General features: G+C 36.3%; 26 protein-coding genes and 1 tRNA gene. 21 read left to right on the top strand and 6 right to left on the bottom strand.

Annotation, left to right across the window (positions count from 1 at the left end; genetic code table 11):
• Positions 1-14 precede the first annotated feature (14 nt).
• The 12 genes from RCJ96_RS03005 to RCJ96_RS03060 all read left to right on the top strand — a co-directional run bounded on the left by RCJ96_RS03005 (position 15) and on the right by RCJ96_RS03060 (position 10,561).
• Positions 15-413: a cytidine deaminase gene (locus RCJ96_RS03005; protein WP_074607036.1), complete on the top strand. Its 399-nt coding sequence runs from the start codon at positions 15-17 to the stop codon at positions 411-413.
• On the top strand, positions 406-1,311 hold the full coding sequence (gene era, locus RCJ96_RS03010; RefSeq protein WP_001080241.1) for a GTPase Era: 906 nt from the start codon (positions 406-408) through the stop codon (positions 1,309-1,311). Before RCJ96_RS03005 ends, era begins: the two co-directional genes overlap by 8 nt.
• A 176-nt stretch (positions 1,312-1,487) precedes the next feature.
• Entirely contained in the window at positions 1,488-1,631 is a 144-nt protein-coding gene (locus tag RCJ96_RS03015; RefSeq protein ID WP_000883924.1) for a YqzL family protein, read from the top strand.
• 33 nt (positions 1,632-1,664) lie between these two features.
• Positions 1,665-2,411, top strand: coding sequence for a DNA repair protein RecO (gene recO / locus RCJ96_RS03020; protein ID WP_000487010.1), 747 nt, complete (start codon positions 1,665-1,667; stop codon positions 2,409-2,411).
• A 107-nt stretch (positions 2,412-2,518) separates the two neighbouring features.
• Positions 2,519-3,151 carry a helix-turn-helix transcriptional regulator gene (locus RCJ96_RS03025; protein WP_000583759.1) on the top strand — a complete coding sequence of 211 codons (633 nt, stop codon included), beginning with the start codon at positions 2,519-2,521 and terminating at the stop codon, positions 3,149-3,151.
• 29 nt (positions 3,152-3,180) lie between these two features.
• A complete protein-coding gene (locus tag RCJ96_RS03030) occupies positions 3,181-3,993 on the top strand; it encodes a pyruvate, water dikinase regulatory protein (RefSeq protein WP_000368943.1) in 813 nt (270 codons plus the stop codon).
• 47 nt (positions 3,994-4,040) lie between these two features.
• Positions 4,041-4,172 carry a hypothetical protein gene (locus RCJ96_RS03035; protein WP_001110543.1) on the top strand — a complete coding sequence of 44 codons (132 nt, stop codon included), beginning with the start codon at positions 4,041-4,043 and terminating at the stop codon, positions 4,170-4,172.
• Positions 4,173-4,844: 672 nt separating this feature from the next.
• On the top strand, positions 4,845-6,641 hold the full coding sequence (dnaG, locus tag RCJ96_RS03040) for a DNA primase (protein ID WP_000528216.1): 1,797 nt from the start codon (positions 4,845-4,847) through the stop codon (positions 6,639-6,641).
• 59 nt (positions 6,642-6,700) lie between these two features.
• On the top strand, positions 6,701-7,828 hold the full coding sequence (gene rpoD / locus RCJ96_RS03045) for an RNA polymerase sigma factor RpoD (RefSeq protein ID WP_000764060.1): 1,128 nt from the start codon (positions 6,701-6,703) through the stop codon (positions 7,826-7,828).
• Between the two features lie 385 nt (positions 7,829-8,213).
• On the top strand, positions 8,214-8,570 hold the full coding sequence (gene cccA, locus RCJ96_RS03050; protein ID WP_000828145.1) for a cytochrome c550: 357 nt from the start codon (positions 8,214-8,216) through the stop codon (positions 8,568-8,570).
• A gap of 165 nt (positions 8,571-8,735) precedes the next feature.
• The gene (locus tag RCJ96_RS03055; protein WP_001006540.1) at positions 8,736-9,443 is read left to right on the top strand and encodes a tRNA (adenine(22)-N(1))-methyltransferase; all 708 of its coding nucleotides are present in this window, start codon (positions 8,736-8,738) and stop codon (positions 9,441-9,443) included.
• A complete protein-coding gene (locus RCJ96_RS03060) occupies positions 9,440-10,561 on the top strand; it encodes a Nif3-like dinuclear metal center hexameric protein (RefSeq protein WP_242304715.1) in 1,122 nt (373 codons plus the stop codon). The genes RCJ96_RS03055 and RCJ96_RS03060 overlap by 4 nt, the downstream gene beginning before the upstream one ends.
• Positions 10,562-10,601: 40 nt before the next feature.
• Here RCJ96_RS03060 and RCJ96_RS03065 read toward each other — a convergent pair whose 3' ends face one another.
• Both RCJ96_RS03065 and vrrA read right to left on the bottom strand, forming a co-directional pair.
• Entirely contained in the window at positions 10,602-11,552 is a 951-nt protein-coding gene (locus tag RCJ96_RS03065) for a 4-hydroxy-3-methylbut-2-enyl diphosphate reductase (RefSeq protein ID WP_000706669.1), read from the bottom strand.
• Between the two features lie 89 nt (positions 11,553-11,641).
• A complete protein-coding gene (gene vrrA, locus RCJ96_RS03070; RefSeq protein ID WP_316149416.1) occupies positions 11,642-12,385 on the bottom strand; it encodes a VrrA/YqfQ family protein in 744 nt (247 codons plus the stop codon).
• Positions 12,386-12,565: 180 nt separating this feature from the next.
• Here vrrA and RCJ96_RS03075 point away from each other — a divergent pair, with 180 nt between their 5' ends.
• On the top strand, positions 12,566-13,876 hold the full coding sequence (locus RCJ96_RS03075; protein WP_000194030.1) for a DEAD/DEAH box helicase: 1,311 nt from the start codon (positions 12,566-12,568) through the stop codon (positions 13,874-13,876).
• 230 nt (positions 13,877-14,106) lie between these two features.
• The gene (locus RCJ96_RS03080) at positions 14,107-15,003 is read left to right on the top strand and encodes a deoxyribonuclease IV (RefSeq protein WP_000912469.1); all 897 of its coding nucleotides are present in this window, start codon (positions 14,107-14,109) and stop codon (positions 15,001-15,003) included.
• A gap of 26 nt (positions 15,004-15,029) precedes the next feature.
• On the opposite strand, the gene RCJ96_RS03085 is transcribed toward RCJ96_RS03080, so the two are convergent.
• On the bottom strand, positions 15,030-15,284 hold the full coding sequence (locus RCJ96_RS03085) for a DUF2624 domain-containing protein (RefSeq protein WP_001048963.1): 255 nt from the start codon (positions 15,282-15,284) through the stop codon (positions 15,030-15,032).
• A 150-nt stretch (positions 15,285-15,434) separates the two neighbouring features.
• Between RCJ96_RS03085 and RCJ96_RS03090 the strand changes: the two genes are divergently transcribed.
• From RCJ96_RS03090 to RCJ96_RS03105, 4 genes are all read left to right on the top strand, one after another.
• Positions 15,435-16,313 carry a YitT family protein gene (locus tag RCJ96_RS03090; RefSeq protein WP_000435966.1) on the top strand — a complete coding sequence of 293 codons (879 nt, stop codon included), beginning with the start codon at positions 15,435-15,437 and terminating at the stop codon, positions 16,311-16,313.
• Between the two features lie 180 nt (positions 16,314-16,493).
• The gene (locus RCJ96_RS03095; protein WP_001059652.1) at positions 16,494-17,264 is read left to right on the top strand and encodes a metal ABC transporter ATP-binding protein; all 771 of its coding nucleotides are present in this window, start codon (positions 16,494-16,496) and stop codon (positions 17,262-17,264) included.
• Positions 17,264-18,097, top strand: a complete 834-nt coding sequence (locus RCJ96_RS03100) for a metal ABC transporter permease (RefSeq protein WP_000613831.1) — start codon at positions 17,264-17,266, stop codon at positions 18,095-18,097. Before RCJ96_RS03095 ends, RCJ96_RS03100 begins: the two co-directional genes overlap by 1 nt.
• A gap of 13 nt (positions 18,098-18,110) precedes the next feature.
• Entirely contained in the window at positions 18,111-18,524 is a 414-nt protein-coding gene (locus RCJ96_RS03105; RefSeq protein ID WP_001054512.1) for a Fur family transcriptional regulator, read from the top strand.
• Positions 18,525-18,604: 80 nt separating this feature from the next.
• Here the strand turns inward: RCJ96_RS03105 and ispG are convergent, their stop codons facing one another.
• From ispG to RCJ96_RS03120, 3 genes are all read right to left on the bottom strand, one after another.
• Entirely contained in the window at positions 18,605-19,708 is a 1,104-nt protein-coding gene (gene ispG, locus RCJ96_RS03110) for a flavodoxin-dependent (E)-4-hydroxy-3-methylbut-2-enyl-diphosphate synthase (protein WP_011040674.1), read from the bottom strand.
• A 164-nt stretch (positions 19,709-19,872) separates the two neighbouring features.
• On the bottom strand, positions 19,873-20,238 hold the full coding sequence (locus RCJ96_RS03115) for a hypothetical protein (protein WP_000825406.1): 366 nt from the start codon (positions 20,236-20,238) through the stop codon (positions 19,873-19,875).
• Between the two features lie 53 nt (positions 20,239-20,291).
• Entirely contained in the window at positions 20,292-21,056 is a 765-nt protein-coding gene (locus RCJ96_RS03120) for a DUF1189 domain-containing protein (protein WP_074610557.1), read from the bottom strand.
• Positions 21,057-21,298: 242 nt separating this feature from the next.
• Between RCJ96_RS03120 and RCJ96_RS03125 the strand changes: the two genes are divergently transcribed.
• The 3 genes from RCJ96_RS03125 (at position 21,299) to RCJ96_RS03135 (ending at position 23,599) form a co-directional block, all read left to right on the top strand.
• A tRNA-Ile gene (locus tag RCJ96_RS03125) sits at positions 21,299-21,372 on the top strand.
• A gap of 221 nt (positions 21,373-21,593) precedes the next feature.
• Positions 21,594-22,205: a superoxide dismutase [Mn] gene (sodA, locus tag RCJ96_RS03130; RefSeq protein WP_446699721.1), complete on the top strand. Its 612-nt coding sequence runs from the start codon at positions 21,594-21,596 to the stop codon at positions 22,203-22,205.
• Positions 22,206-22,321: 116 nt separating this feature from the next.
• Positions 22,322-23,599: an MFS transporter gene (locus tag RCJ96_RS03135; RefSeq protein WP_000871368.1), complete on the top strand. Its 1,278-nt coding sequence runs from the start codon at positions 22,322-22,324 to the stop codon at positions 23,597-23,599.
• The last annotated feature ends 102 nt before the right edge of the window (positions 23,600-23,701 follow it).

Below are 23,701 nucleotides of genomic sequence, written 5' to 3' on the forward strand. Positions count from 1 at the left end.
AAGGATGCGGGAATATGAATAGTCAACAATTAATTCAAGAAGCAATCGAAGCGCGTAAACAAGCGTACGTACCATATTCTAAATTTCAAGTAGGTGCAGCATTATTAACGCAGGATGGAAAAGTATATCGTGGATGTAATGTTGAGAATGCTTCATATGGCTTATGTAACTGTGCAGAAAGAACAGCTTTATTTAAGGCGGTTTCTGAAGGAGATAAAGAGTTTGTAGCTATCGCAATTGTGGCGGATACGAAGCGTCCAGTACCTCCTTGTGGAGCATGTCGACAAGTTATGGTAGAATTATGTAAACAGGATACGAAAGTATACCTATCAAATTTACATGGTGACGTTCAAGAGACAACAGTCGGGGAATTGTTACCAGGAGCATTTTTAGCGGAGGATTTACATGAATAGAAAAGGTTATAAATCAGGTTTTGTCTCTATTATTGGCAGACCGAATGTTGGGAAATCTACATTTTTAAATCGTATTATTGGTCAAAAAATTGCTATTATGAGTGACAAGCCACAAACAACTCGTAATAAAATTCAAGGCGTATATACAGAAAATGATTCACAAGTAATTTTTATTGATACACCAGGAATACATAAACCGAAACATAAACTAGGCGACTTCATGGTGAAGATGGCGCAAACGACATTAAAAGAAGTTGATATCGTTCTATTTATGGTGAATGCTGTTGAAGGCTTTGGTCGTGGTGAAGAATTCATCATCGAGAAGTTAAAAGAAACGAAACAACCAGTATTTTTAGTTATTAATAAAATTGACCAAGTTCACCCAGAACAATTATTAGAGCTAATTGATCAATATCGCAAATTACATGACTTTGCAGAAATCGTACCAATTTCTGCATTAGACGGTAATAACGTAGAGGCCCTAATTGGTACAATTAAAAAGTATTTACCGGAAGGACCACAATACTACCCAGATAATCAAGTAACGGATCATCCGGAGAGATTTATTATTGCAGAGCTTATTCGTGAGAAAGTACTACATTTAACGCGTGAAGAAGTGCCGCATTCTGTAGCTGTTGTTATCGATGCGATTCAAAAACGCGAGGGCGGGGCAGTTTATATTAATGCAACGATTGTTGTGGAACGTCCGTCGCAAAAAGGGATTATTATCGGAAAACAAGGGAAGATGTTAAAAGAAGTCGGTAAGCGAGCTCGTTTTGATATTGAAGCATTACTTGGTTCTAAAGTATTTTTAGAAGTATGGGTAAAAGTGCAAAAAGATTGGCGTAATAAAATGTCTCAGCTTCGTGACCTTGGTTTCCGCGAAGACGAGTATTAAAATAGAGTAAAGCTGTAATCAGCGGATGTTTTGTTCATCCGCTGATTATTGGTTTTTACGAGTTTTGATAAATTAGGAAAAATTTTTCTCACATGAAAATGGACAAAATGGGTCAATTTAATAACAACAAAGGAAATTGGTTTATAGGCTACGCTTATTGAGAAAGGTGGATTCTTATGCTAGATTTTACCTGGAAGTTTTTCTCCAAAACAGGAAGCATTGAGACGTATTTGCTTTTGAAAGAAATGGAAAAAGACGTAAACGATGAGATGGATCAACATGAAGAGGAGCTAGCGCATTTAGACTCTCCAATTTCTTGACCCGTTTTGTTCAAACCTTGGATGGTGACGAACATGTTTCAAAAAGTTGAGGGCATCGTTATCCGTACGACAGATTACGGAGAAACGAACAAGATTGTTACAATATTCTCAAGAGAATTGGGTAAGGTAAGTGCAATGGCAAGAGGAGCGAAAAAACCGAAAAGCCGGTTAGCATCTGTTTCGCAACTTATGACACATGGTCATTTTCTTATTCAAATGGGATCTGGACTTGGAACTTTGCAACAAGGCGAGATTATTTCAACTATGAAAGAAATTCGCGAGGATATATTTTTAACTGCTTATGCATCATTTATTGTTGAGTTAACTGATAAAGCAACAGAAGATAAAAAACATAATCCATATTTATTTGAAATGTTATATCAAACGTTGCATTATATGTGTGAGGGTGTTGATCCAGAAGTATTATCATTAATTTATCAAACGAAAATGCTTCCGGTATTAGGGATGCGCCCGTACTTTGATACATGTGCGATTTGTCATCAAGAAACAGATTTTGTCGCCTTCTCTGTTAGGGAGGGCGGTTTTCTGTGCTCACGTCATGCTGAGCAAGATCAGTATCGTATACCAGTGGGGGAAGCCGTTCATAAATTATTACGTCTTTTCTACCACTTCGATTTACATAGACTTGGCAATGTATCAGTGAAGGATAGCACAAAAAAACAAATGCGTTTAGTATTGAATACATATTATGATGAATATTGCGGGATTTATTTGAAATCAAGACGTTTCTTAGAACAACTTGATAAGTTTCAAATATAATTTGGGGCCGTATACGGTCCTTTTTACATCCTTTCTTTTTCGAATAGCATATTTAGTATATAATATTTAAGAGATAGTATAACTTTTTTCGTTGTGCATTAAAGGTGGTGATTATCATAGAGCTGAATAAACGGCAAGAACATATCATTCAGATTGTAAAAGATCACGGTCCTATTACAGGGGAGTCAATTGCTGCGCAATTGGGATTAACACGTGCAACGCTAAGACCAGACTTAGCAATTTTAACGATGGCTGGTTATTTAGAAGCACGTCCACGCGTAGGTTATTTTTATACGGGTAAAACTGGGGGGCAGTTATTATCTGAAGCTGTTAAGAAAATTAAAGTACAAGATTATCAATCTAGACCGGTTGTAATTGATAAAAATGTATCGGTATACGATGCGATTTGTACTATGTTTTTAGAGGATGTAGGTACATTATTCGTTGTAGATCAATCGACTCTATTAGTAGGCGTTGTATCTCGTAAAGATTTATTACGAGCTAGCTTAGGGAAGCAGGATTTAACCTCACTTCCGGTTAATATTATCATGACAAGGATGCCAAACATTGCGATGTGTCGTAGAGAAGATTCTTTATATGATATTGCGATGGAATTAATAGAAAGACAGATTGATGCGATGCCAGTTGTAAAAGATACGAAACAAGGTTTAGAAGTGGTTGGACGAATTACAAAAACAAATATTACACGTGCGTTTGTAAACTTAGTAAATAACGAATAAGTGTAATTTGTTTAAAGTGAGGTAATGTAATGGATAATAAAATCGTATATGTCGTATCTGACTCTGTAGGAGAAACGGCTGATTTGGTTGTTCGAGCAGCAATGGGGCAATTCCCATTTGCTCCTGATATTAGACGTGTGCCGTATGTAGAAGATACAGGGACATTAAAAGAAGTGATTTCGATTGCTAAGAGCAATCAAGCACTTATTTGTTTTACGTTAGTAAAGCCTGACATGCGCCAATATTTAGTGACAGAGGCTGCAAAAGAAGGTGTAGAGGCATATGATATTATTGGCCCTCTAATCGATCAAATTGAAGAAATTACCGGGCAAGTGCCTAGATATGAGCCTGGTGTTGTTCGTAGGTTAGATGAAGAATACTTTAAAAAGATTGAAGCGATTGAGTTTGCTGTGAAGTATGATGATGGTAGAGATGCACGTGGTATTTTAAAAGCAGATATCGTGTTAATTGGGATTTCGCGCACATCAAAAACACCACTTTCTCAATATTTAGCTCATAACAAACGTTTGAAAGTTGCCAACGTACCACTAGTACCAGAAGTAGATCCGCCTGAAGAATTATATCAAGTGGCTAAAGAAAAATGCTTCGGTTTGAAAATTACGCCAGAGAAGTTAAATCATATTCGAAAAGAGCGATTGAAATCACTTGGACTAAGTGATGGAGCAACATATGCCAATATTAATCGTATTAAAGAAGAGATTGATCACTTTGAGAATGTAGTTAGTAAAATAAATTGTCAAGTAATTGATGTATCGAACAAAGCGATTGAAGAAACAGCTAACATTATTGTGAATGCAGTGCAAAACCAAAAAATGTTTTAGCACATTTACCAAAGGTGAATGTGCTTTTTTCGCTCGTGAGAAACATAGTGCCTGCTGATTTCGTAATAGATGATAGCGAAGTGGTTATGCTTATATTTTTCGGTCTTTTTATTATGCTAAAGGTAGGGTTTCGCTATCCTGAAATAGAAGATGAAAAAATAAAGGGATATGTAGCGTAGTTGAAGAAAATATATTATAATAAAAAATTGTGATAAAAACCTATATTTTACGTTTAGACTTTAATTTTTCAGAATAAACTAGGGATAGGATTTAAGAAATGACATGTAATTACGTTAAATCGACAAAATCTATACAAGAAAACGCACATTATGGAAGGATTCGCAGAAGGGATGTAGAATACAGAAATATGCAAAACATCATTATGGTATGAGTTGATGCAGATGCATATACTGTGAAGGCTGACAATTGTGCGAGCTGGAACGAAATTTCATGTCAAAATTTTGTTTGTCACATCGTATGCTCATCGTTTAAGGAAGCAGCGAGGGAATTTGGATCTATGTAGATGCTGAATAAGCAAAAGTTGATTTCTTTATATGTATCAACATGCAAAAAACAGATCTCGTGATCACATAGGATATGGTGCTTGCTAGTCTTCTTATGAAAAAGTACATATGTATTGTCGCCATGAGGTACATTTGTAATAGATGAGCAAATGGATACAATTTTATATAGTAGGTACGTATCTGCGAAGTTACGCAGAAAAGAGTCTGCAAAATCGCTTGATAATGTGATCGACAACACTTTCTAATAAGTTTAGAAAAAATATTGTCGAATTATAAAGGAATTTTTTAATTTATATCGAATACAAAATACGACACGGAGATGGAGTTATGGGGAACAGAATTCCTGAAGAAGTTGTTGAACAAATTCGAACATCATCCGATATCGTCGAAGTGATTGGTGAATACGTTCAACTTAGAAAACAGGGACGTAACTATTTCGGCCTTTGTCCGTTTCATGGTGAGAATTCTCCTTCATTCTCTGTTTCATCTGATAAGCAAATTTTTCATTGCTTCGGATGTGGAGAAGGTGGAAATGTATTTTCCTTTCTAATGAAAATGGAAGGGCTGGCTTTTACCGAGGCTGTTCAAAAGCTAGGTGAAAGAAATGGAATTGCGGTTGCAGAGTATACATCAGGGCAAGGACAACAAGAAGACATATCTGATGACACTGTCATCATGCAACAGGCTCATGAACTTTTGAAAAAGTATTATCATCATTTATTAGTAAATACAGAAGAAGGAAATGAAGCACTTTCGTATTTGTTAAAACGTGGTATTACAAAAGAGATGATTGAGAAGTTTGAAATTGGTTATGCGTCACCTGCTTGGGATGCAGCAACAAAAATTTTACAAAAAAGAGGTTTATCGCTATCAAGTATGGAACAAGCTGGTCTTCTCATAAGAAGCGAGAAGGATGGTAGTCATTATGATCGCTTCCGTGGAAGAGTTATGTTTCCAATCTATACGTTGCAAGGTAAAGTGATAGCGTTTAGTGGAAGGGCGTTAGGAGATGACACTCCGAAATATTTAAATAGCCCAGAAACACCAATTTTTCACAAAAGTAAATTGTTGTATAACTTCCACCAAGCGAGGCCGTTTATTAGAAAACGTGGGCAAGTGGTCCTTTTTGAAGGGTATGCTGACGTACTAGCTGCGGTAAAAAGTGGTGTGGAAGAAGCTGTTGCGACAATGGGAACAGCTTTAACTGAAGAACAAGCAAAACTTCTGCGACGTAACGTTGAAACTGTTGTTCTTTGCTATGATGGTGATAAAGCAGGGCGAGAAGCGACGATGAAAGCAGGGCAATTATTGTTGCAAGTTGGTTGCCAAGTGAAAGTTACATCCTTGCCAGATAAGCTTGATCCTGATGAATATGTGCAACAATATGGGACAACTGCTTTTGAAAATCTTGTGAAATCAAGTATAAGTTTTGTTGGTTTTAAAATAAATTATTTGCGTTTAGGGAAAAATTTGCAAGATGAGTCGGGCAAAGAAGAGTATGTGAAAAGTGTTTTAAAAGAGTTATCGTTGTTACAGGATGCGATGCAGGCAGAATCATATTTGAAGTCATTATCGCAAGAATTTTCGTATTCAATGGAAACACTTTTGAATCAATTGCACCAATATCGCAAAGAACAAAAGGTACAGCAAAAACAAGTAAAGCAGGTTTCTAAGCCGTCTCAAATTGTTCAAACAAAACCGAAGTTAACAGGTTTTGAAAGGGCAGAAAGAGAAATTATTTACCATATGTTGCAAAGTCCAGAAGTGGCCGTTCGTATGGAATCCCACATAGAAGATTTTCATACAGAAGAACATAAAGGGATTTTATATGAACTATACGCATATTATGAAAAGGGAAATGAACCTTCAGTCGGAACATTTTTAAGTTGGCTCTCTGATGAAAAGTTGAAAAATATTATTACTGATATTTCGACGGATGAATTTATTAATCCAGAATACACAGAAGAAGTGTTACAAGGCCATTTGGAGACGCTTAGACGTCATCAAGAAAAACTTGAAAAGATGGAAATCATCTTCAAGATAAAACAAATGGAAAAAACAGATCCTGTAGAGGCTGCTAAATATTATGTAGCATATTTACAAAATCAAAAAGCGAGAAAATAGCTTTTTTGATAAATTTTTAGTATAATGAATGTTTGTATCTCGCGTAAGGAGGGGAACAGATGGCTGACAAACCAGCTCGTTCTAAACAAATTGAAACTGAAATGACCCTTGAGCAAGTGAAAGAACAACTCACTGAGCTCGGAAAAAAACGTGGCGTTCTTACATATGAAGAGATTGCAGAACGCATGAATGGATTTGAAATCGAATCCGATCAAATGGATGAATACTATGAATATTTAGGTGAACAAGGGATTGACTTAGTTGGCGACAATGACAACGACGAAGGCCCTAATAATCGCCAAATAGCAAAATCGGAAGAAGAATTCGACCTCAATGATTTAAGTGTACCACCAGGGGTTAAAATCAACGATCCTGTTCGTATGTATTTAAAAGAAATTGGTCGTGTAGATTTACTATCTGCAGAAGAAGAAATTCGACTTGCAACGCGTATTGAAGAAGGCGATGAAGAAGCGAAACGTCGTCTTGCAGAAGCAAACTTACGTCTTGTAGTAAGTATTGCAAAGCGCTACGTGGGCCGTGGCATGCTTTTCTTAGACTTAATCCAAGAAGGGAATATGGGTCTAATTAAAGCGGTTGAAAAGTTCGATTATCGTAAAGGTTTCAAATTTAGTACGTATGCAACTTGGTGGATTCGCCAAGCAATTACACGTGCGATTGCAGACCAAGCAAGAACAATTCGTATCCCAGTTCATATGGTTGAAACGATTAATAAGTTAATTCGTGTACAACGTCAATTATTACAAGATTTAGGACGTGAACCATCTCCTGAAGAGATTGGTGAAGAAATGGATCTTGCTCCAGAAAAAGTACGTGAAATCTTGAAAATTGCACAGGAGCCAGTTTCTCTTGAAACACCGATTGGTGAAGAAGATGACTCCCATTTAGGTGATTTCATTGAAGACCAAGAAGCAACATCGCCTGCGGACCATGCAGCGTATGAATTGCTAAAAGAACAATTAGAAGATGTGTTAGATACACTAACAGATCGTGAAGAAAATGTTCTACGTCTTCGTTTTGGTTTAGATGATGGACGAACTCGTACGCTTGAAGAAGTTGGGAAAGTATTCGGCGTAACGAGAGAACGTATCCGTCAAATTGAAGCAAAAGCACTTCGTAAATTGAGACATCCAAGCCGTAGTAAGCGTCTTAAGGATTTCTTAGAATAGGCTACCTTTAAGTTTACTTCACCTTTGTGAAGTAAACTTTTTTATTTTGTTAATTTTTGTTAAACTTTAGCTATCAGCAACGATTACAATTTCTTGTAATTTATTTTACAGAATTGTCTTTTGATTTGCAAATGCTCATTTTTCGATTTTTCGATTAATTTTGTTTATTCTATACAAAAATATATGTAGAAAAGTGAAAAATATGATGAGAAACGTTAATAATTATCGAAATAATAAGCGATATAATAATAAAAAACAATAAACTGAATTTATGGAATATTTTTAACGATTAGTAGTTTACTCTTTTCTGATAGAGCGTTTTCAAGTACAATGGAAATGACTGAATCATCTAACTATTTAGGGGTATAGAGGGGGGAGAAGAGATATGAAACGTAATCCGCTGATTCCGTTCGCTCTTATTGCAGCATTGGGTATTATCGTTATGTTTGTATTTTCATTTCAGGGGCTAAATAAATCTAAAGAGTTAGCTGATGCAAAAAATGGCGGGAAGCCAGCACAAACAGCATCCAAGCCAGAGGATATTGTGAAGCAAAGCTGTACGAGCTGCCACGGTGATCAGTTACAAGGGGCGGTAGGACCTAATTTACAAAAAATTGGTGGGAAACTTTCAAAGGATGAAATTAAAGAAATTCTTTCGAAAGGAAAAGGCAATATGCCACCGAATATAGTTCCAGCTGATCAAGCCGCTAAAGTAGCTGATTGGTTATCGAAGAAAAAATAAAGTTCCGTATGACAAGCCTTTTGCTTAAGCAAAAGGCTTGTTTTTCTATATTTTCTAAAATACGATGAATGATAGAGAAGTGAATTGTTGTTATAGGCTTGCAACAACTACTATAAATTCATTATCATGGAGACAGACTGACAAGAGAAGGAGTAATGGAAATACATGAATGAAGTAAAGCTTTCAAAACGATTAGAAGAAGTTGTGCGTGAAATACCAGTAGGATCTACAGTTGCCGATATTGGATCGGATCATGCGTATTTACCGTGTTATACAATTATAAATAATATTGCTACTAAAGCAGTTGCTGGAGAGGTTGTAGATGGACCATTTCGCTCTGCGCAGGCAACTGTAGCTGAAAGTGGCTTACAAGATAAAGTAGATGTGCGTAAAGGGAATGGATTAGCTGTTATCGCGCCAGGAGAAGTAGATGTAATTACGGTTGCCGGAATGGGTGGAGCGTTAATTCGTGATATTTTAGAAAGTGGTAAAGAAAAATTAGAAGGTGTAACACGTTTAATCTTACAGCCGAATATTGCAGCGCATCACATTCGTGAATGGTTTATTGAGAATGGATGGGAGCTTATCCATGAAAAAATCGTAAAAGAAGATGGGAAAATTTACGAGATTTTAGTAGGGGAGCGAGGAAATATCACGGTTCCTTACTCTGAAAATAAACAGGCTGAATTATTTATGGGACCATTTTTAATGAAAGAAAAAAGTGAAGCTTTCGTTGAAAAGTGGGAAGGAGAATTAAAAAACTTCCAAAATATTTTAAAGCAGTTAGAACGTGCGGCTGATTCTGAAGAAACAAAAGCGAAGCGTGCGGAAGTAGAAGCGAAAATGAAAATGATAGGGGAGGTTTTATCATGAGTAAAATTCCAAATGGCCATGAAATTATTTCGTTATTTGAAAGTATGTATCCGAAGCATTTGGCTATGGAAGGAGATAAGATTGGCTTGCAGATTGGAGCGCTTAATAAACCCGTGCAGCACGTATTAATTGCGTTAGATGTAACGGAAGAAGTTGTGGATGAAGCAATTCAATTAGGAGCGAATGTCATTATTGCGCATCATCCTTTAATTTTTAACCCGCTAAAAGCGATTCATACAGATAAGGCATATGGGAAAATTATTGAAAAGTGTATTAAAAATGATATTGCAATCTATGCCGCACATACAAATGTGGATGTTGCTAAGGGCGGGGTAAATGATTTACTTGCTGAGGCGTTAGGATTGCAAAATACAGAAGTTTTGGCACCGACATATGTAGAAGAAATGAAAAAAATTGTTGTGTTTGTGCCTGAAACTCATGCAGAAGAAGTACGAAAAGCATTAGGAGACGCAGGTGCTGGTCATATCGGCAATTATAGTCACTGTACGTTTAATAGCGAGGGTACAGGTACGTTTGTACCTCAAGAGGGGACAAATCCTTATATCGGGGAAACTGGACAGTTAGAGCGCGTAGAAGAAGTGCGAATCGAAACGATTATTCCAGCTTCACTACAACGAAAAGTGATTAAAGCAATGGTAACAGCACATCCATATGAAGAAGTAGCCTATGATGTGTATCCACTTGATAACAAAGGTGAAACGTTAGGGCTTGGAAAAATAGGGTATTTACAAGAAGAAATGACACTTGGACAGTTTGCGGAACATGTAAAGCAATCGTTAGATGTAAAGGGTGCGCGAGTTGTTGGGAAATTAGATGATAAAGTGCGCAAAGTAGCTGTACTTGGTGGCGATGGTAACAAATACATCAATCAAGCTAAATTTAAAGGTGCGGATGTATATGTAACAGGTGACATGTATTATCATGTTGCCCATGATGCGATGATGCTCGGTTTAAATATCGTCGACCCAGGACATAACGTTGAAAAGGTAATGAAGCAAGGTGTACAAAAGCAATTACAAGAAAAAGCAGATGCAAAGAAACTGAATGTACATATTCATGCTTCGCAGTTACATACAGATCCATTTACATTTGTATAAGAAAAATAAAAACCGTTGCTCATATAGGCAACGGTTTTTATTATTGTTCTTTTTTCACTTTTACACGAGGTAATATTTTTTGTAACGGTACTTTTCGAACTCTTTCCCATGTAGCAGGATTCATTGGGTCATATTGCTCTAAGAAAGCGATAACCTCTTTTGTAATTGGTGTTGGAGTAGAAGCGCCTGCTGTAACAGCTACGTTCTCGACACCTTGTAGCCATTCTAATTTGATTTCACTTACGTCCGCAACGCGGTATGCTTTCGTACCAGCGATTTCTTGCGATACTTGTGCTAAACGGTTTGAGTTATTACTTTTCGGGTCACCAACAACAATTGTTAAGTCTGCAACATCAGCTTGTTTGGCAACCGCTTCTTGGCGAACTTGAGTTGCTAAACAAATTTCCTTATGGAACTCTGCTGTTGGGAATTTCTTCTGAATGTCCTCCATTAAATGTTGAACATCCCATTGACTCATCGTTGTTTGATTTGTAACTAAAATTTTATCCGTTGGAATTTCTAATGTTTTTAAATCATCGGCTCTTTCGATAAGATGAACGATGTCAGGTGCGATACCAACTGCGCCTTCTGGTTCTGGATGATTTTTTTTGCCAATATAAATGACATGGTAACCTTCAGCTTTCTTTGCTTCAATAAGGTCATGTGTTTTTGTAACATCTGGGCAAGTGGCATCGATTGTTGTTAAACCTTTTTCTTTTGCACGTTGTTTAACTTCTGGAGAAACACCGTGTGCAGTGAAAATAACAGTACCAGAATCGATTTTATCTAAAATGTCTAATCGACTTGGACCATCTAGTGTGATGATGCCATCTTCTTCGAACGCATCTGTTACATGTTTGTTGTGAACAATCATACCTAAAATATAAATAGGTCTTGGTAATGATGTATCTAATGCGGCGTTACGTGCAATAACCATCGCGTCCACAACACCGTAGCAATAACCACGAGGGGAAATTTTAACAATTTTCATATGAGTAATCCTCTCCTTCTAAACAAGGGATACTTTTGTGCATAGTCCTTTACATTATAAAGGAGGAGTGGATAGAAAACAAAGGATTGTTACACATATAGTTTTGGTTTTGTTGCTATTTTTTGAACAGGCTCCTCTCGTACTTCTTTTTCTATGACTGGCTCAATCACCATTTTTTTTCTTTTTCTTTTTCTTTTTTGGGATGGAGGATGTGGAGTTGCTACCTCAACCTTTTCTGTTACGTCTTCAGTTTGATCTTCGGTTGGATTTTCTTCCGTACTTTTTCCAGAGGTTAGAATTTTAACAATGCTTGGTAGGTTACGCATAATGGGACCGTACTGTTCGACGACAGGGCTTACAGATTGAACGACTTGTGATACTTTTTCGATATTATTTATCATATTAGTTGGATTCGAAATTAAATTCGAAAAAAAACTACCGATGCCGCTACTTGATGTGTCTGTAGTTGCTGCACCGCCGCGCGTGTTGTTTGATTCATACATTTGAGGAGGGATCATTTGCTCGGGATGCTGCTGCATGTATGGTTGATATTGCTGTTGATATTGTTGCGGGTATTGTTGCGGGTATTGTTGCTGATATTGCTGTCGATATTGAGGTGGCGGTTGCTGGTGCATCATTGGCGGTCCTTCCATTTGTCGATAAGGCGGAACCATTTGCATGAAAGCTTCGGTTGGATCGTGTTTTTTAAAGAGTTTAGCAAGAAATCCTTTCTTTTTTTGTGCCATCGGTGGTAGTTGTGGAATTGGATATGGTGTATAAGGTTGCTGCCCTGGATTCGGATACATTTGCCTCATGGGGGATTTTGGAAACATGTGAGAAATCCTCCTTTCTTCAGTTAGGTATATACACATACAATATGCAATAAGAGGGAAGAAGGTTAGTTTTTGAAGTAAAAACCTAAACTAAAGATGGATTTTACTTGTAGATTTCGATATAATGTAGACTTGACTGATTTGTGCGCGCAGTAGAAATTTAGAAAGAAGGTGTAACTTATGACACAACAAACTTTTACACAGTATGATTTTAAACCATTTTTAATAGATGCAGTTCGTGAACTACGCTTTACAGAGCCGACAGGAATTCAACAGAAAATTTTCCCGGTCGTGAAAAAAGGTGTAAGTGTAATTGGACAATCCCAAACAGGTTCTGGGAAAACACATGCATACTTACTTCCTACATTGAACAGAATTAACCCAGGTCGTGAAGAAGTACAACTTGTTATTACAGCGCCTACTCGTGAGTTAGCACAACAAATTTACGAAGAAATCGTGAAATTAACAAAGTTCTGTGCGGAAGATCAAATGATTACAGCACGTTGTTTAATTGGTGGAACTGATAAACAACGATCAATTGAAAAGTTGAAAAAACAACCTCATATTGTAGTTGGAACACCAGGACGTATTAAAGACTTAGTAGAAGAACAAGCACTGTTTGTTCATAAAGCAAATACAATTATTGTCGATGAAGCAGACTTAATGCTTGATATGGGATTCATTCATGATGTAGATAAGATTGCAGCACGCATGCCTAAAAACTTGCAAATGCTAGTTTTCTCTGCAACAATTCCTCAAAAACTAAAACCGTTTCTGAAGAAATACATGGAGAATCCAGAGCATATTCATATCAATCCAAAACAAGTTGCAGCTGGAAATATTGAACATTATTTAGTTCCGTCTAAACATCGTAACAAAATCGATTTAGTGAATAAAATGTTGCTACAATTTAAACCGTATTTAGCAGTTGTTTTTACGAATACGAAGAAGATGGCAGATCAGGTTGCTGACGGATTAATGGAGCGCGGCTTAAAAGTTGGACGAATTCACGGAGATTTATCACCGCGTGATCGTAAAAAAATGATGAAACAAATTCGTGACCTAGAATTCCAATATATTGTTGCAACTGATTTAGCGGCACGTGGTATCGATATTGAAGGAATTAGTCATGTTATTAACTATGAGCTTCCATCAGATTTAGATTTCTTCGTTCACCGCGTTGGAAGAACAGCACGTGCAGGGCATTCAGGTATTGCAGTGACGATTTATGATCCAGCAAACGAAGAAGCGCTAGATAGTTTAGAAAAACAACGTCATATTGAGTTTAAACATGTAGATTTACGCGGAGATGAGTGGGCGGATTTAGGTGAACGCCGTCGTCGTAAGAGCCGTAAAAAACCAAATGATGAACTTGACGTTATGGCAACGAAAGTTATTAAAAAGCCGAAAAAAGTAAAACCAAACTATAAACGCAAACTTGCAACTGAACGTGACAAAGTGAAGAGAAAATATAGCAATAAAAAAAGATAAGGGATTTCCCTTATCTTTTTTTATTCAGCTATTTGTGAGAGCCGTAATCAATATGGATAGAAAATATTGATTAAAGTTTCGCTTCATCTAGATAATGTAAATGAAGAGTATAGTCTGTTTAAATAGTCATATAAATTTGTGTAGTGCGTTTTTTGTGAACAAACAATTCACTACATATTTCTACAAATTATGCTATCATTATATCTATTGTATATTGAAGAGGTGATTGTATGTTAAAGATTGGATCTCATGTTTCTATGAGTGGTAAGAAAATGTTATTAGCAGCAAGTGAAGAGGCTGTTTCATACGGTGCAACGACGTTTATGATTTATACAGGTGCACCGCAAAATACACGAAGAAAACCAATTGAAGAATTGAACATAGAAGCAGGAAGAAAACATATGGAACAAAACGGTATCGAAGAGATTATCGTACATGCGCCATATATTATTAATGTCGGAAATACGACGAAGCCAGAAACATTCCAATTAGGTGTAGACTTCCTTCGCATGGAAATTGAAAGAACATCAGCGTTAGGTGTGGCGAAACAAATTGTTCTTCACCCAGGTGCGCACGTTGGTGCAGGGGCAGACGCTGGTATTCAACAAATTATTAAAGGGCTGAATGAAGTATTAACGCCAGATCAGACGGTGAACATTGCGTTAGAAACGATGGCAGGAAAAGGAACAGAATGCGGCCGTAGCTTTGAAGAAATTGCAAAAATTATTGATGGTGTAACATATAATGAAAAACTATCAGTATGTTTTGATACATGCCATACGCACGATGCAGGATATGACATTGTAAATGACTTTGACGGTGTATTAAACGAATTTGATAAGATTGTTGGTATTGATCGTTTACAAGTACTTCATATTAATGATAGTAAAAATGTACGCGGCGCAGGAAAGGACCGTCATGAAAATATCGGTTTCGGTCATATCGGTTATAAAGCATTGCATCATATTGTGCATCATCCGCAATTAATGCACGTACCAAAAATTCTGGAAACACCATATGTAGGTGAAGATAAAAAGGACAAGAAGCCGCCATATAAATTGGAAATCGAAATGCTGAAAAATGGTACTTTTGATGAAGGACTTCTTGAGAAAATTAAAGCGCAATAAGCAATAAGGAGGGGAATATCCCCTCCTTATTTTAGTAGTTGTTGAAATAAAGTATTTACTTGTTGGGCAGTAGCGGGCGAGGTTACTTGAGCTATTTGTTTTAAGAGCGCTAGTCGTTCGTCATTATCGTAAATGTTAATATTCTTTCCTTTCATAAGTCCAACAATTTGATCAGCTTGTGCAGTCGTAATTGGAACATCATATTCTTTACTATATTTCAATAATTCCTTTGTAGAAATATGATTTAATTTTTTATTTACAAGTTGTTTAATGAGGTTCATCGAGTTATCCTCCTTCACACGTTCTTCTATCGAAATATATGAGTACGTAGCTTGTACATATTCATATAGAGCTTCTTTTTTCATGAGAAAAAGAAGCGTATGTTATAATATAAGGACAAAACTATAGAAAAAGAGTATAAGGGAGGACTTATGGAGCAGAAGCAACATCGAAAAGAAAGTGTTATCCATCTTATGTATCGTTTAGTTATGATTATTTTTGGAGCAGCATGCGCAGCGGTAGCGATTGAATTATTTTTAATGCCAAATAAAATTATTGATGGTGGAATTATTGGTATTTCTCTTATATTAGATTATCTTACTCCTAATATTTGGTGGTTAAGTTTCTCTACTTTGGTCGTTATTCTCAATATCCCATTTATGTATTCGGGTTATAAGCAAATTGGAAAAACGTTCATGTTATCTTCGGCGTTCGGTATTGTAGCTTTAGCGTTTATTGAATCAACGTTACATGCTGTTCCGCCATTTACAACAGAGCCAATTTTAGCGACAGTGTTTGGTGGTCTTATTTTAGGTCTTGGTGTAGGGCTCGTTATTCGTCATGGTGGATCAATGGACGGAACAGAAATTATGGGTATTTTATTAACGAAGAAATTACCTTTCTCCGTAGGCGAATTTGTAATGTTTGTGAACTTATTCATTTTTGCATGGGCAGCATTTGTATTTGGTGTTGAACAAGCGATGTATTCTGTTATGACGTACTACATTGCATTCAAAACAATTGATACAGTCATTCAAGGTTTAGATGAAACGAAAGCTGTTTTAATTGTATCAGATCAATATGAGGAAGTATCAAATGCGATTTTGCATCGTCTTGGTCGTGGAACTACAAAGCTTGTAGCGAAAGGCGGTTACACGGATAAAGAAAAAGAAGTGATCTATGCAGTTGTAACGCGTTTGGAAGTGACAAAGCTGAAATCAATTGTGTATGAAATTGATGCGAATGCATTTGTTACGATTATGAGTACACAAGAGACAAATGGTGGTAAGTTTAAATCGGCTATTCACTAAAAAATTAATTATAATATCTTTTGAAAGCAGAGAATTTTTCTCTGCTTTTTGTTATAATAGTAAGGTTTCTTGAAAAAGTAGATATATTTTAGGCAGATTGGTTTACAACTATAATAAGCTGTACTATAATTCAAATAGATATAAATCGGAATCATTCTGAATTAAAATAGGTGAGATGCTATGAACAATATATTAGAAATAGAAGGATTGTCATTTCGATATGAAGATCGAAATGTGTTAGAAGATATAAATTTGCAAGTTCCGAAGGGAGCTTTTTTAGGTTTAGTTGGGCCAAATGGTTCAGGGAAATCCACTTTGCTAAAATGTTTATTAGGCGTTTTAAAGCCAAAACAGGGAAGCATTCGTTTGTTTGGTGTTGATAGTAAGAAGTTTAAAGAATGGAACAAAGTTGGTTATGTGTCGCAAAAGGCAAATAGCTTTAATTCTGGTTTTCCGGCAACTGTGTTTGAAGTTGTGTCAATGGGACTCGTTTCGAAAAAAGGGCTGTTTCGCTTTTTTACGAAAAACGATAAGAAAAAGGTAGAAAAAGCGATTGCTGATGTAGGAATGAGTGAGTTTCAAGGGCGTAATATTGGAGAACTTTCTGGTGGACAACAACAGCGCGTATTTATTGCTCGTGCGCTCGTTAGTGATCCTGAATTACTTATTTTGGACGAGCCCACTGTTGGAATTGATGTGAAGAATGTAGAAAGTTTTTATGAGATATTAGAGGATTTAAACAAAAGGCTAGGAATCACATTAATTCTCGTTACGCATGATATGGGAGCTGTTACCGAGAAAGTAACACATGTTGCATGCTTAAACAAACATTTACATTTCCATGGAAATGTAGAAAAGTTCCGAGAGTTAGAAGATGCAGAAATGTCCGTCTTATATGGACACCATGTTCATCGTTTAGAACACGAGCATGAGCATCACGGGAGGATATAATGATACAAGATTTTTTACAATATGACTTTTTACGTAATTCTTTATATGCAGGGGTTTTAATAGGACTTGTTGCGCCGCTTATAGGTGTATTTGTTGTCATTCGCCGTATGTCGCTTATTGCGGATGCATTAAGCCACGTGACATTATCGGGTATTGCTGCAAGTTTACTACTAGAAAAAACAATTTTCACAGGGGGATTTTTAAATCCGTTATATATGGGGATGATTTTTTCTATTGGTGGGGCGTTACTTATTGAAAAACTACGTACTGTATATAAACATTATCAAGAATTAGCAATTCCAATTATTCTTTCAGCAGGAATGGGGATTGGCGTTATTTTTATTTCACTTGCAAATGGGTTTAACACAGATTTATTTAGTTATTTATTTGGTAGTGTAAGTGCTGTAACAAGTACGGATTTAATAATTATCGGCATTGTAGCAATTGTTGTTATTGTAACGATTACTTTATTATACAAAGAGTTATTTTTACTATCGTTTGATGAAGAATACGCTGTATCAACCGGTTTGAGTGCAAAGTGGATTCACTTTATTTTCATTATATTGGTTGCGCTTGTCATTGCGGTATCAATGCGTGTAGTGGGGGTTCTTCTCGTATCATCATTAATGACGTTACCAGTTGCAGCAAGTATTCGTATTGCGAATGGATTTAAACAAACAATTTTCTTCTCCATTTTATTTGGTGAAATTGCAGTAATTGGTGGAATGTTTGCTTCGTATCAACTTGATTTAGCACCAGGTGGTACAATTGTTATGATAGCGGTTCTTATTTTAATTGGTGCGATTTTATGGAAAAAGAAAAAAACTGCATAAAGTAGGGATAGATATGAATCTAACAGAAGCTTTACGCCTAATGAAAGATAAAGGATACAAACATACTGGGAAAAGGGAAGAAATGCTCAGGTTATTTGCAGCTCACAATCGTTATTTAACGGCGAAGGACGTTTTAGAGCATATGAAGGATGATTATCCAGGTCTTAGCTTTGACACGATTTATCGTAACTTAACGGTGTTTGCTGAAATCGGTGTTTTAGAACAAACGGAATTAAATGGTGAAAAACATTTTCGTTTTACATGTTCTATTATGGAACATCATCATCATTTTATTTGTTTAGATTGCGGAGGGACGAAAGAGATTACTTCTTGCCCGATGGATTTTATGAATAAAGATTTTAATGGTTATGAAGTAACAGGTCATAAGTTTGAAATATACGGACGTTGTCCAAAATGTGCAAAGTAAAAGCTCGTTAGTTCTATAACTGACGAGCTTTTTTACGTATAAAAGAAGGTTGCTCACAAATGTTGTGGGCAACCTTCTTTTTATTGTTCTTGTGTTTCTTTTTCTTTTTCTCGTTCAGCAGCCATTTCAGCAGCAATTACGTCGATTTCTTTTTTCAGTTCTTCTACCATTATTTCTTCTGGTACTTTACGAACGACTTGCCCTTTGCGGAATAATAGTCCTTCTCCGCGCGCGCCGGCAATACCGATATCAGCTTCACGAGCTTCACCAGGACCATTTACAGCGCAGCCAAGTACTGCAACCTTAATTGGTACTTGTAGTGTAGAAATGTACTCTTCCACTTCGTTAGCGATGCTAATTAAATCAATTTCAATACGACCGCAAGTTGGACAAGAAATAAGTGTTGCTGCATTAGATGCAAGGCCGAATGACTTTAATAGTTCACGCGCAACTTTTACTTCTTCAACTGGGTCAGCACTTAATGAAATACGTAGTGTATTTCCGATGCCTTTACTTAAGATTGCTCCAAGACCAGCGGCACTTTTTACAGTTCCGGCAAATAACGTTCCAGATTCTGTGATACCTAAATGTAGTGGATAATCAAAAGCACGTGCAGCTTTTTCGTATGCTTCAATTGCCAAGTTAACATCAGAGGCTTTCATAGATACGATAATATCATGGAAATCTAAGTCCTCTAAAATTTTAATGTGATGCAGGGCGCTCTCAACCATACCATCTGCAGTTGGGTATCCGTACTTTTCTAAAATGTGACGCTCTAATGAACCTGCGTTTACACCGATACGGATTGGAATACCACGTTCTTTTGCTGCATTTACAACAGCTTCTACTTTATGGCGACGACCAATGTTACCTGGATTGATACGTACTTTATCAATGCCGCCTTCAATTGCTTTTAAAGCAAGGCGATAATCAAAATGAATATCAGCAACAAGTGGAATGTTGATTTGTTTTTTAATATCAGCAATAGCATTTGCTGCGCGTTCGTCTGGAACAGCAACACGCACGACTTGGCAGCCAGCTTCTTCTAAACGTTTAATTTCAGCAACTGTTGCTTCAACATCATGTGTTTTTGTTGTTGTCATACTTTGTATAATTAATTCATTATTACCGCCAATTGTTAAATTACCGACTTTAACTGGACGTGTTTTTGTACGATGAGTCATTTCATTCACGAATAGATCGCTCTCCTTATAAAAGAAGTTTCTTATTTAGTCCCTTATATCAATGATAGTATACGTGATACAGGGCTATAGAAACCGAAGTGCTCGGTTTCACTTTTACTATTGTATCAGCGCCTTTATGTAATTGACAAGGATTAAGTGATTGCTTATTGATATAACGGGAATTTATAAGACTTTCCAAGTTGTATTTTTGTAGCAGGTGTATTTTTATTTAATTGTTTAAAATCATCAATTACTTTTTCGATAGAAGGAATTTTCTTCTTATTAATCGCTTCTGTAATGGAAAGAACCGTATCACCTGTTTTGACTTCAATTGTTTTATAAGTGACATCTGTTTCTTTTTCCGCTTTGTTTTCTTTCTTTTGTTTTGTATTTGTACTTTCTTGTTTTATCGTTTCGGCCGCATTTGTCTTTTTATATGAACTTAACATCGGTAAAGTGCCGATTTTTATATCGTAATAAAATATATAACCAAGAACAAGCACGAATAAGAATATACCTAATCTCTTCATATTCTTCACTCCTTTGCTAGGAATATATGCTTGTCCAAAAAAAAAATGCCTATTTAGGCATTTTTTTCGTTCGGTTTTGGAACTTCTTTAATTGTTAAGTATAGAACAATTAAAACAACTGCGATATAAATGAATGTTGAGCCAGGTACAACAATTTTGAATAAATCCATAATCATAAAGAAGATGGTTGGAATTGTGTAGCTGTAGGCAGTTAACGTCCATACTTGCTTATAAGATAATTTACGTTGACCACTCATAGCAGAACCGATAAACGCAAGTAAAGTAATTCCTAAGAAAGTAATGAACAATTGGAATAGATATACTAACACTCCGATAACAGCTAGTAAAATTGGATAAATACTATCGAATACAGAAATGAAATCTTGCAAATCTTTTTTCTCAAGAGATGTCCCTAATAAATCATTGTAGGAGTATGTTTGCGTCTGGCCATTTCCTATAGAAACTACTTTATCTTTTAAAATAAATAAACCAGTTTTATTTTGATACTTTTCGATATCTGTTGTATTTGGATCAAATACGAAAAGAGCATCTCCCTCTTCTTTTTGAATAGGTTCTTCAATATCAGCTTTTAGTTCACCATTTTCGATTTTAAAATCAGGTAAATCTTTTTCAATTGCTTGATTTACCATAGTAACACTATCTTGGATAAAGCTACCGTAAAAGAATGTTCTTGGAATAGTAGTGATTAGACAAAGTAGCATAATATACAAAATGGTTTTTCCGATTTTTTGAAAACGGAATAGCGCCATATCTTTAGGCGAATATACGCTTTTGACTAATTGGGTAAATATGGACATAGATTCACTTCCTTTATGTATGTATAAAATCATTGTAACGTAGGAATCTAGGGAATCTCAAGATATATTATATTTACATATAGTAGAGATAACTAAATTTCTTTTTATTAATTTTCTTCTTTTAAATGAGAAAAATACAATTGACAGTTTTCTTTTCTATATGGTAAATTTATCTTACATTTCTTAAAGGGTATATCCGATAGGAATTCCTTTATTTGATGTATTATTACATACATAATTTTGGACCCTTAGCTCAGCTGGTTAGAGCAGACGGCTCATAACCGTCCGGTCGTAGGTTCGAGTCCTACAGGGTCCATATCCATTTCACATGTTTATTATGTCAGTAGGAAGCTTCCTTGTAGAAGGGAGCTTTTTTTATGAAATATATGAGCATTTTAATTGAAAAGAAGTGGGAATTTTGCTACTTTAATGATAGCAAGACAATGTGATTTATTTGTTTGCACCCTATGGCAATTAGGGTAGAATGTAGTTGTATGTCACTTAAGTGGCAATACATAAACTGGGAGGAATATAACAATGGCAAAACACGAATTACCAAATTTACCTTATGCGTATGATGCTTTAGAGCCTCACTTTGACAAAGAAACAATGAACATCCATCATACAAAACACCATAACACGTACATCACAAACTTAAACGCTGCTTTAGAAGGTCATGCAGAATTAGCTGACAAAAGCGTAGAAGAATTAGTTGCAAACTTAAACGAAGTACCAGAAGCAATCCGTACAGCAGTACGTAACAATGGTGGCGGACATGCTAACCACACATTCTTCTGGACAATCTTATCTCCAAACGGCGGCGGACAACCAGTAGGCGAACTTGCAACTGCAATTGAAGCGAAATTCGGTAGGTTCGATGCATTCAAAGAAGAATTCGCAAAAGCTGGCGCAACTCGCTTCGGTTCTGGTTGGGCTTGGTTAGTAGTAAATAATGGTGAGTTAGAAGTAACAAGCACGCCAAACCAAGATTCTCCTCTAACTGAAGGTAAAACTCCAGTTATCGGTTTAGATGTTTGGGAACATGCTTACTACTTAAATTATCAAAACCGTCGTCCAGACTACATCGGTGCATTCTGGAACGTTGTAGATTGGAACGCTGCTGAAAAACGTTACCAAGAAGCAAAATAATTGTAATAACGATAGAAAAAGCTAGGAGAATGCTCCTAGCTTTTTTCTATGCTTTCCTTTTACATAATTGAGCTTGTCTTTGGAAGACTAGAACATGAAGTAAAGGAGAGTTGTGTATGAAGTGGAAACATATAATTGGTGACGTTGAAGTGAATCGGGATTTAGTGTTATTACTCCTTATTGGAGGTTTATACACGCTCGCAATTTCTTTATCGAATACGTTTGTTAACATTTATTTATGGAAACAAACACAAAATTATGTGAATCTCGGCTTGTATAATTTGGCCAGCGTTGTATTGCAGCCCCTCACATTTCTTATAGGTGGGAAATTAGCGAAGCGTATTGATCGCTCGATCCTGTTACGAATAGGCGTAGGCACGTTAGCGATTTTTTTTATCGTTGTTTTAGTAGCGGGGAAAAGCGCTTCTCACTATATTTTATTAATGGGGGCTCTTTTAGGAGTCGGATATGGTTTTTACTGGCTCGCGTTTAACTTATTAACATTTGAGATTACAGAACCAGAAACAAGAGATTTCTTTAACGGGTTTCTTGGGCTTCTTACATCCTTCTCTGGCATGATTGGACCGATAGCAGCTGGATACACAATTTCACGTATGGAGAAGTGGAGTGGTTATACGGTCATATTCTTTCTCTCGTTATTGTTATTTGCAATTGCTGTCGTTTTAAGCTTTTTTGTATCTAAGAGAGAATGTGAAGGTCGTTATGAGGTTACACAAGTTTTGAAAGAGCGACGGATTGATAAAAATTGGGGGAGAATTACACGTGCTCATTTTTTCCAAGGATTGAGAGAGGGGACATTCATTTTTGTTATTTCAGTATACGTGTACTTAGCAACCGATAGTGAGCTTGCATTAGGGAAATATAGCTTAGTAAATTCTGCTGTATCATTTGTATGTTACTATTTAGTTGCTCGTATGTTAAAGAAAGAGTGGCGAAAAAAAGCAATTTTACTTGGAGGCATTATTTTATATGCTGTCGTATTTTTAGTTATATTCAATGTTACATACACAAAATTACTTATTTATGCAGCATGCATTGCGATTGCATACCCTATTTTACTCGTTCCATATGGATCGATGACATATGATGTAATTGGTAGAGCGAAAAATGCGAGAGAGTGGCGTGTAGAGTATGTTGTTGTCCGAGAATTATGGTTAAATGCCGGGAGAATTTGTTCAGTTTTAAGTTTTTTATGTGCTGTATTATTCTTTCCGCCTGAAAAGAGTTTACCTGTCTTACTATGTATTTTAGGTGCTGGACATTTTCTTATTTATTTTGCAGTTAAAAATGTCAAATATGATGAAGGAAATGCAGGGAACACAAGTGTCGTAGCGCAAGGAACCACGCAGAATCAAACAGAACCAGAAGGTTAACTTATCGTTTGTTTTATGCTAGAATAGAAAAAGATGTAAGACAGCAGTGAGGACACCTGTATGAAGGTGTCCCTTTCAAATTACATAGCTGTTGGTAGAGGG

Source organism: Bacillus sp. BSL6, assembly GCF_052928345.1.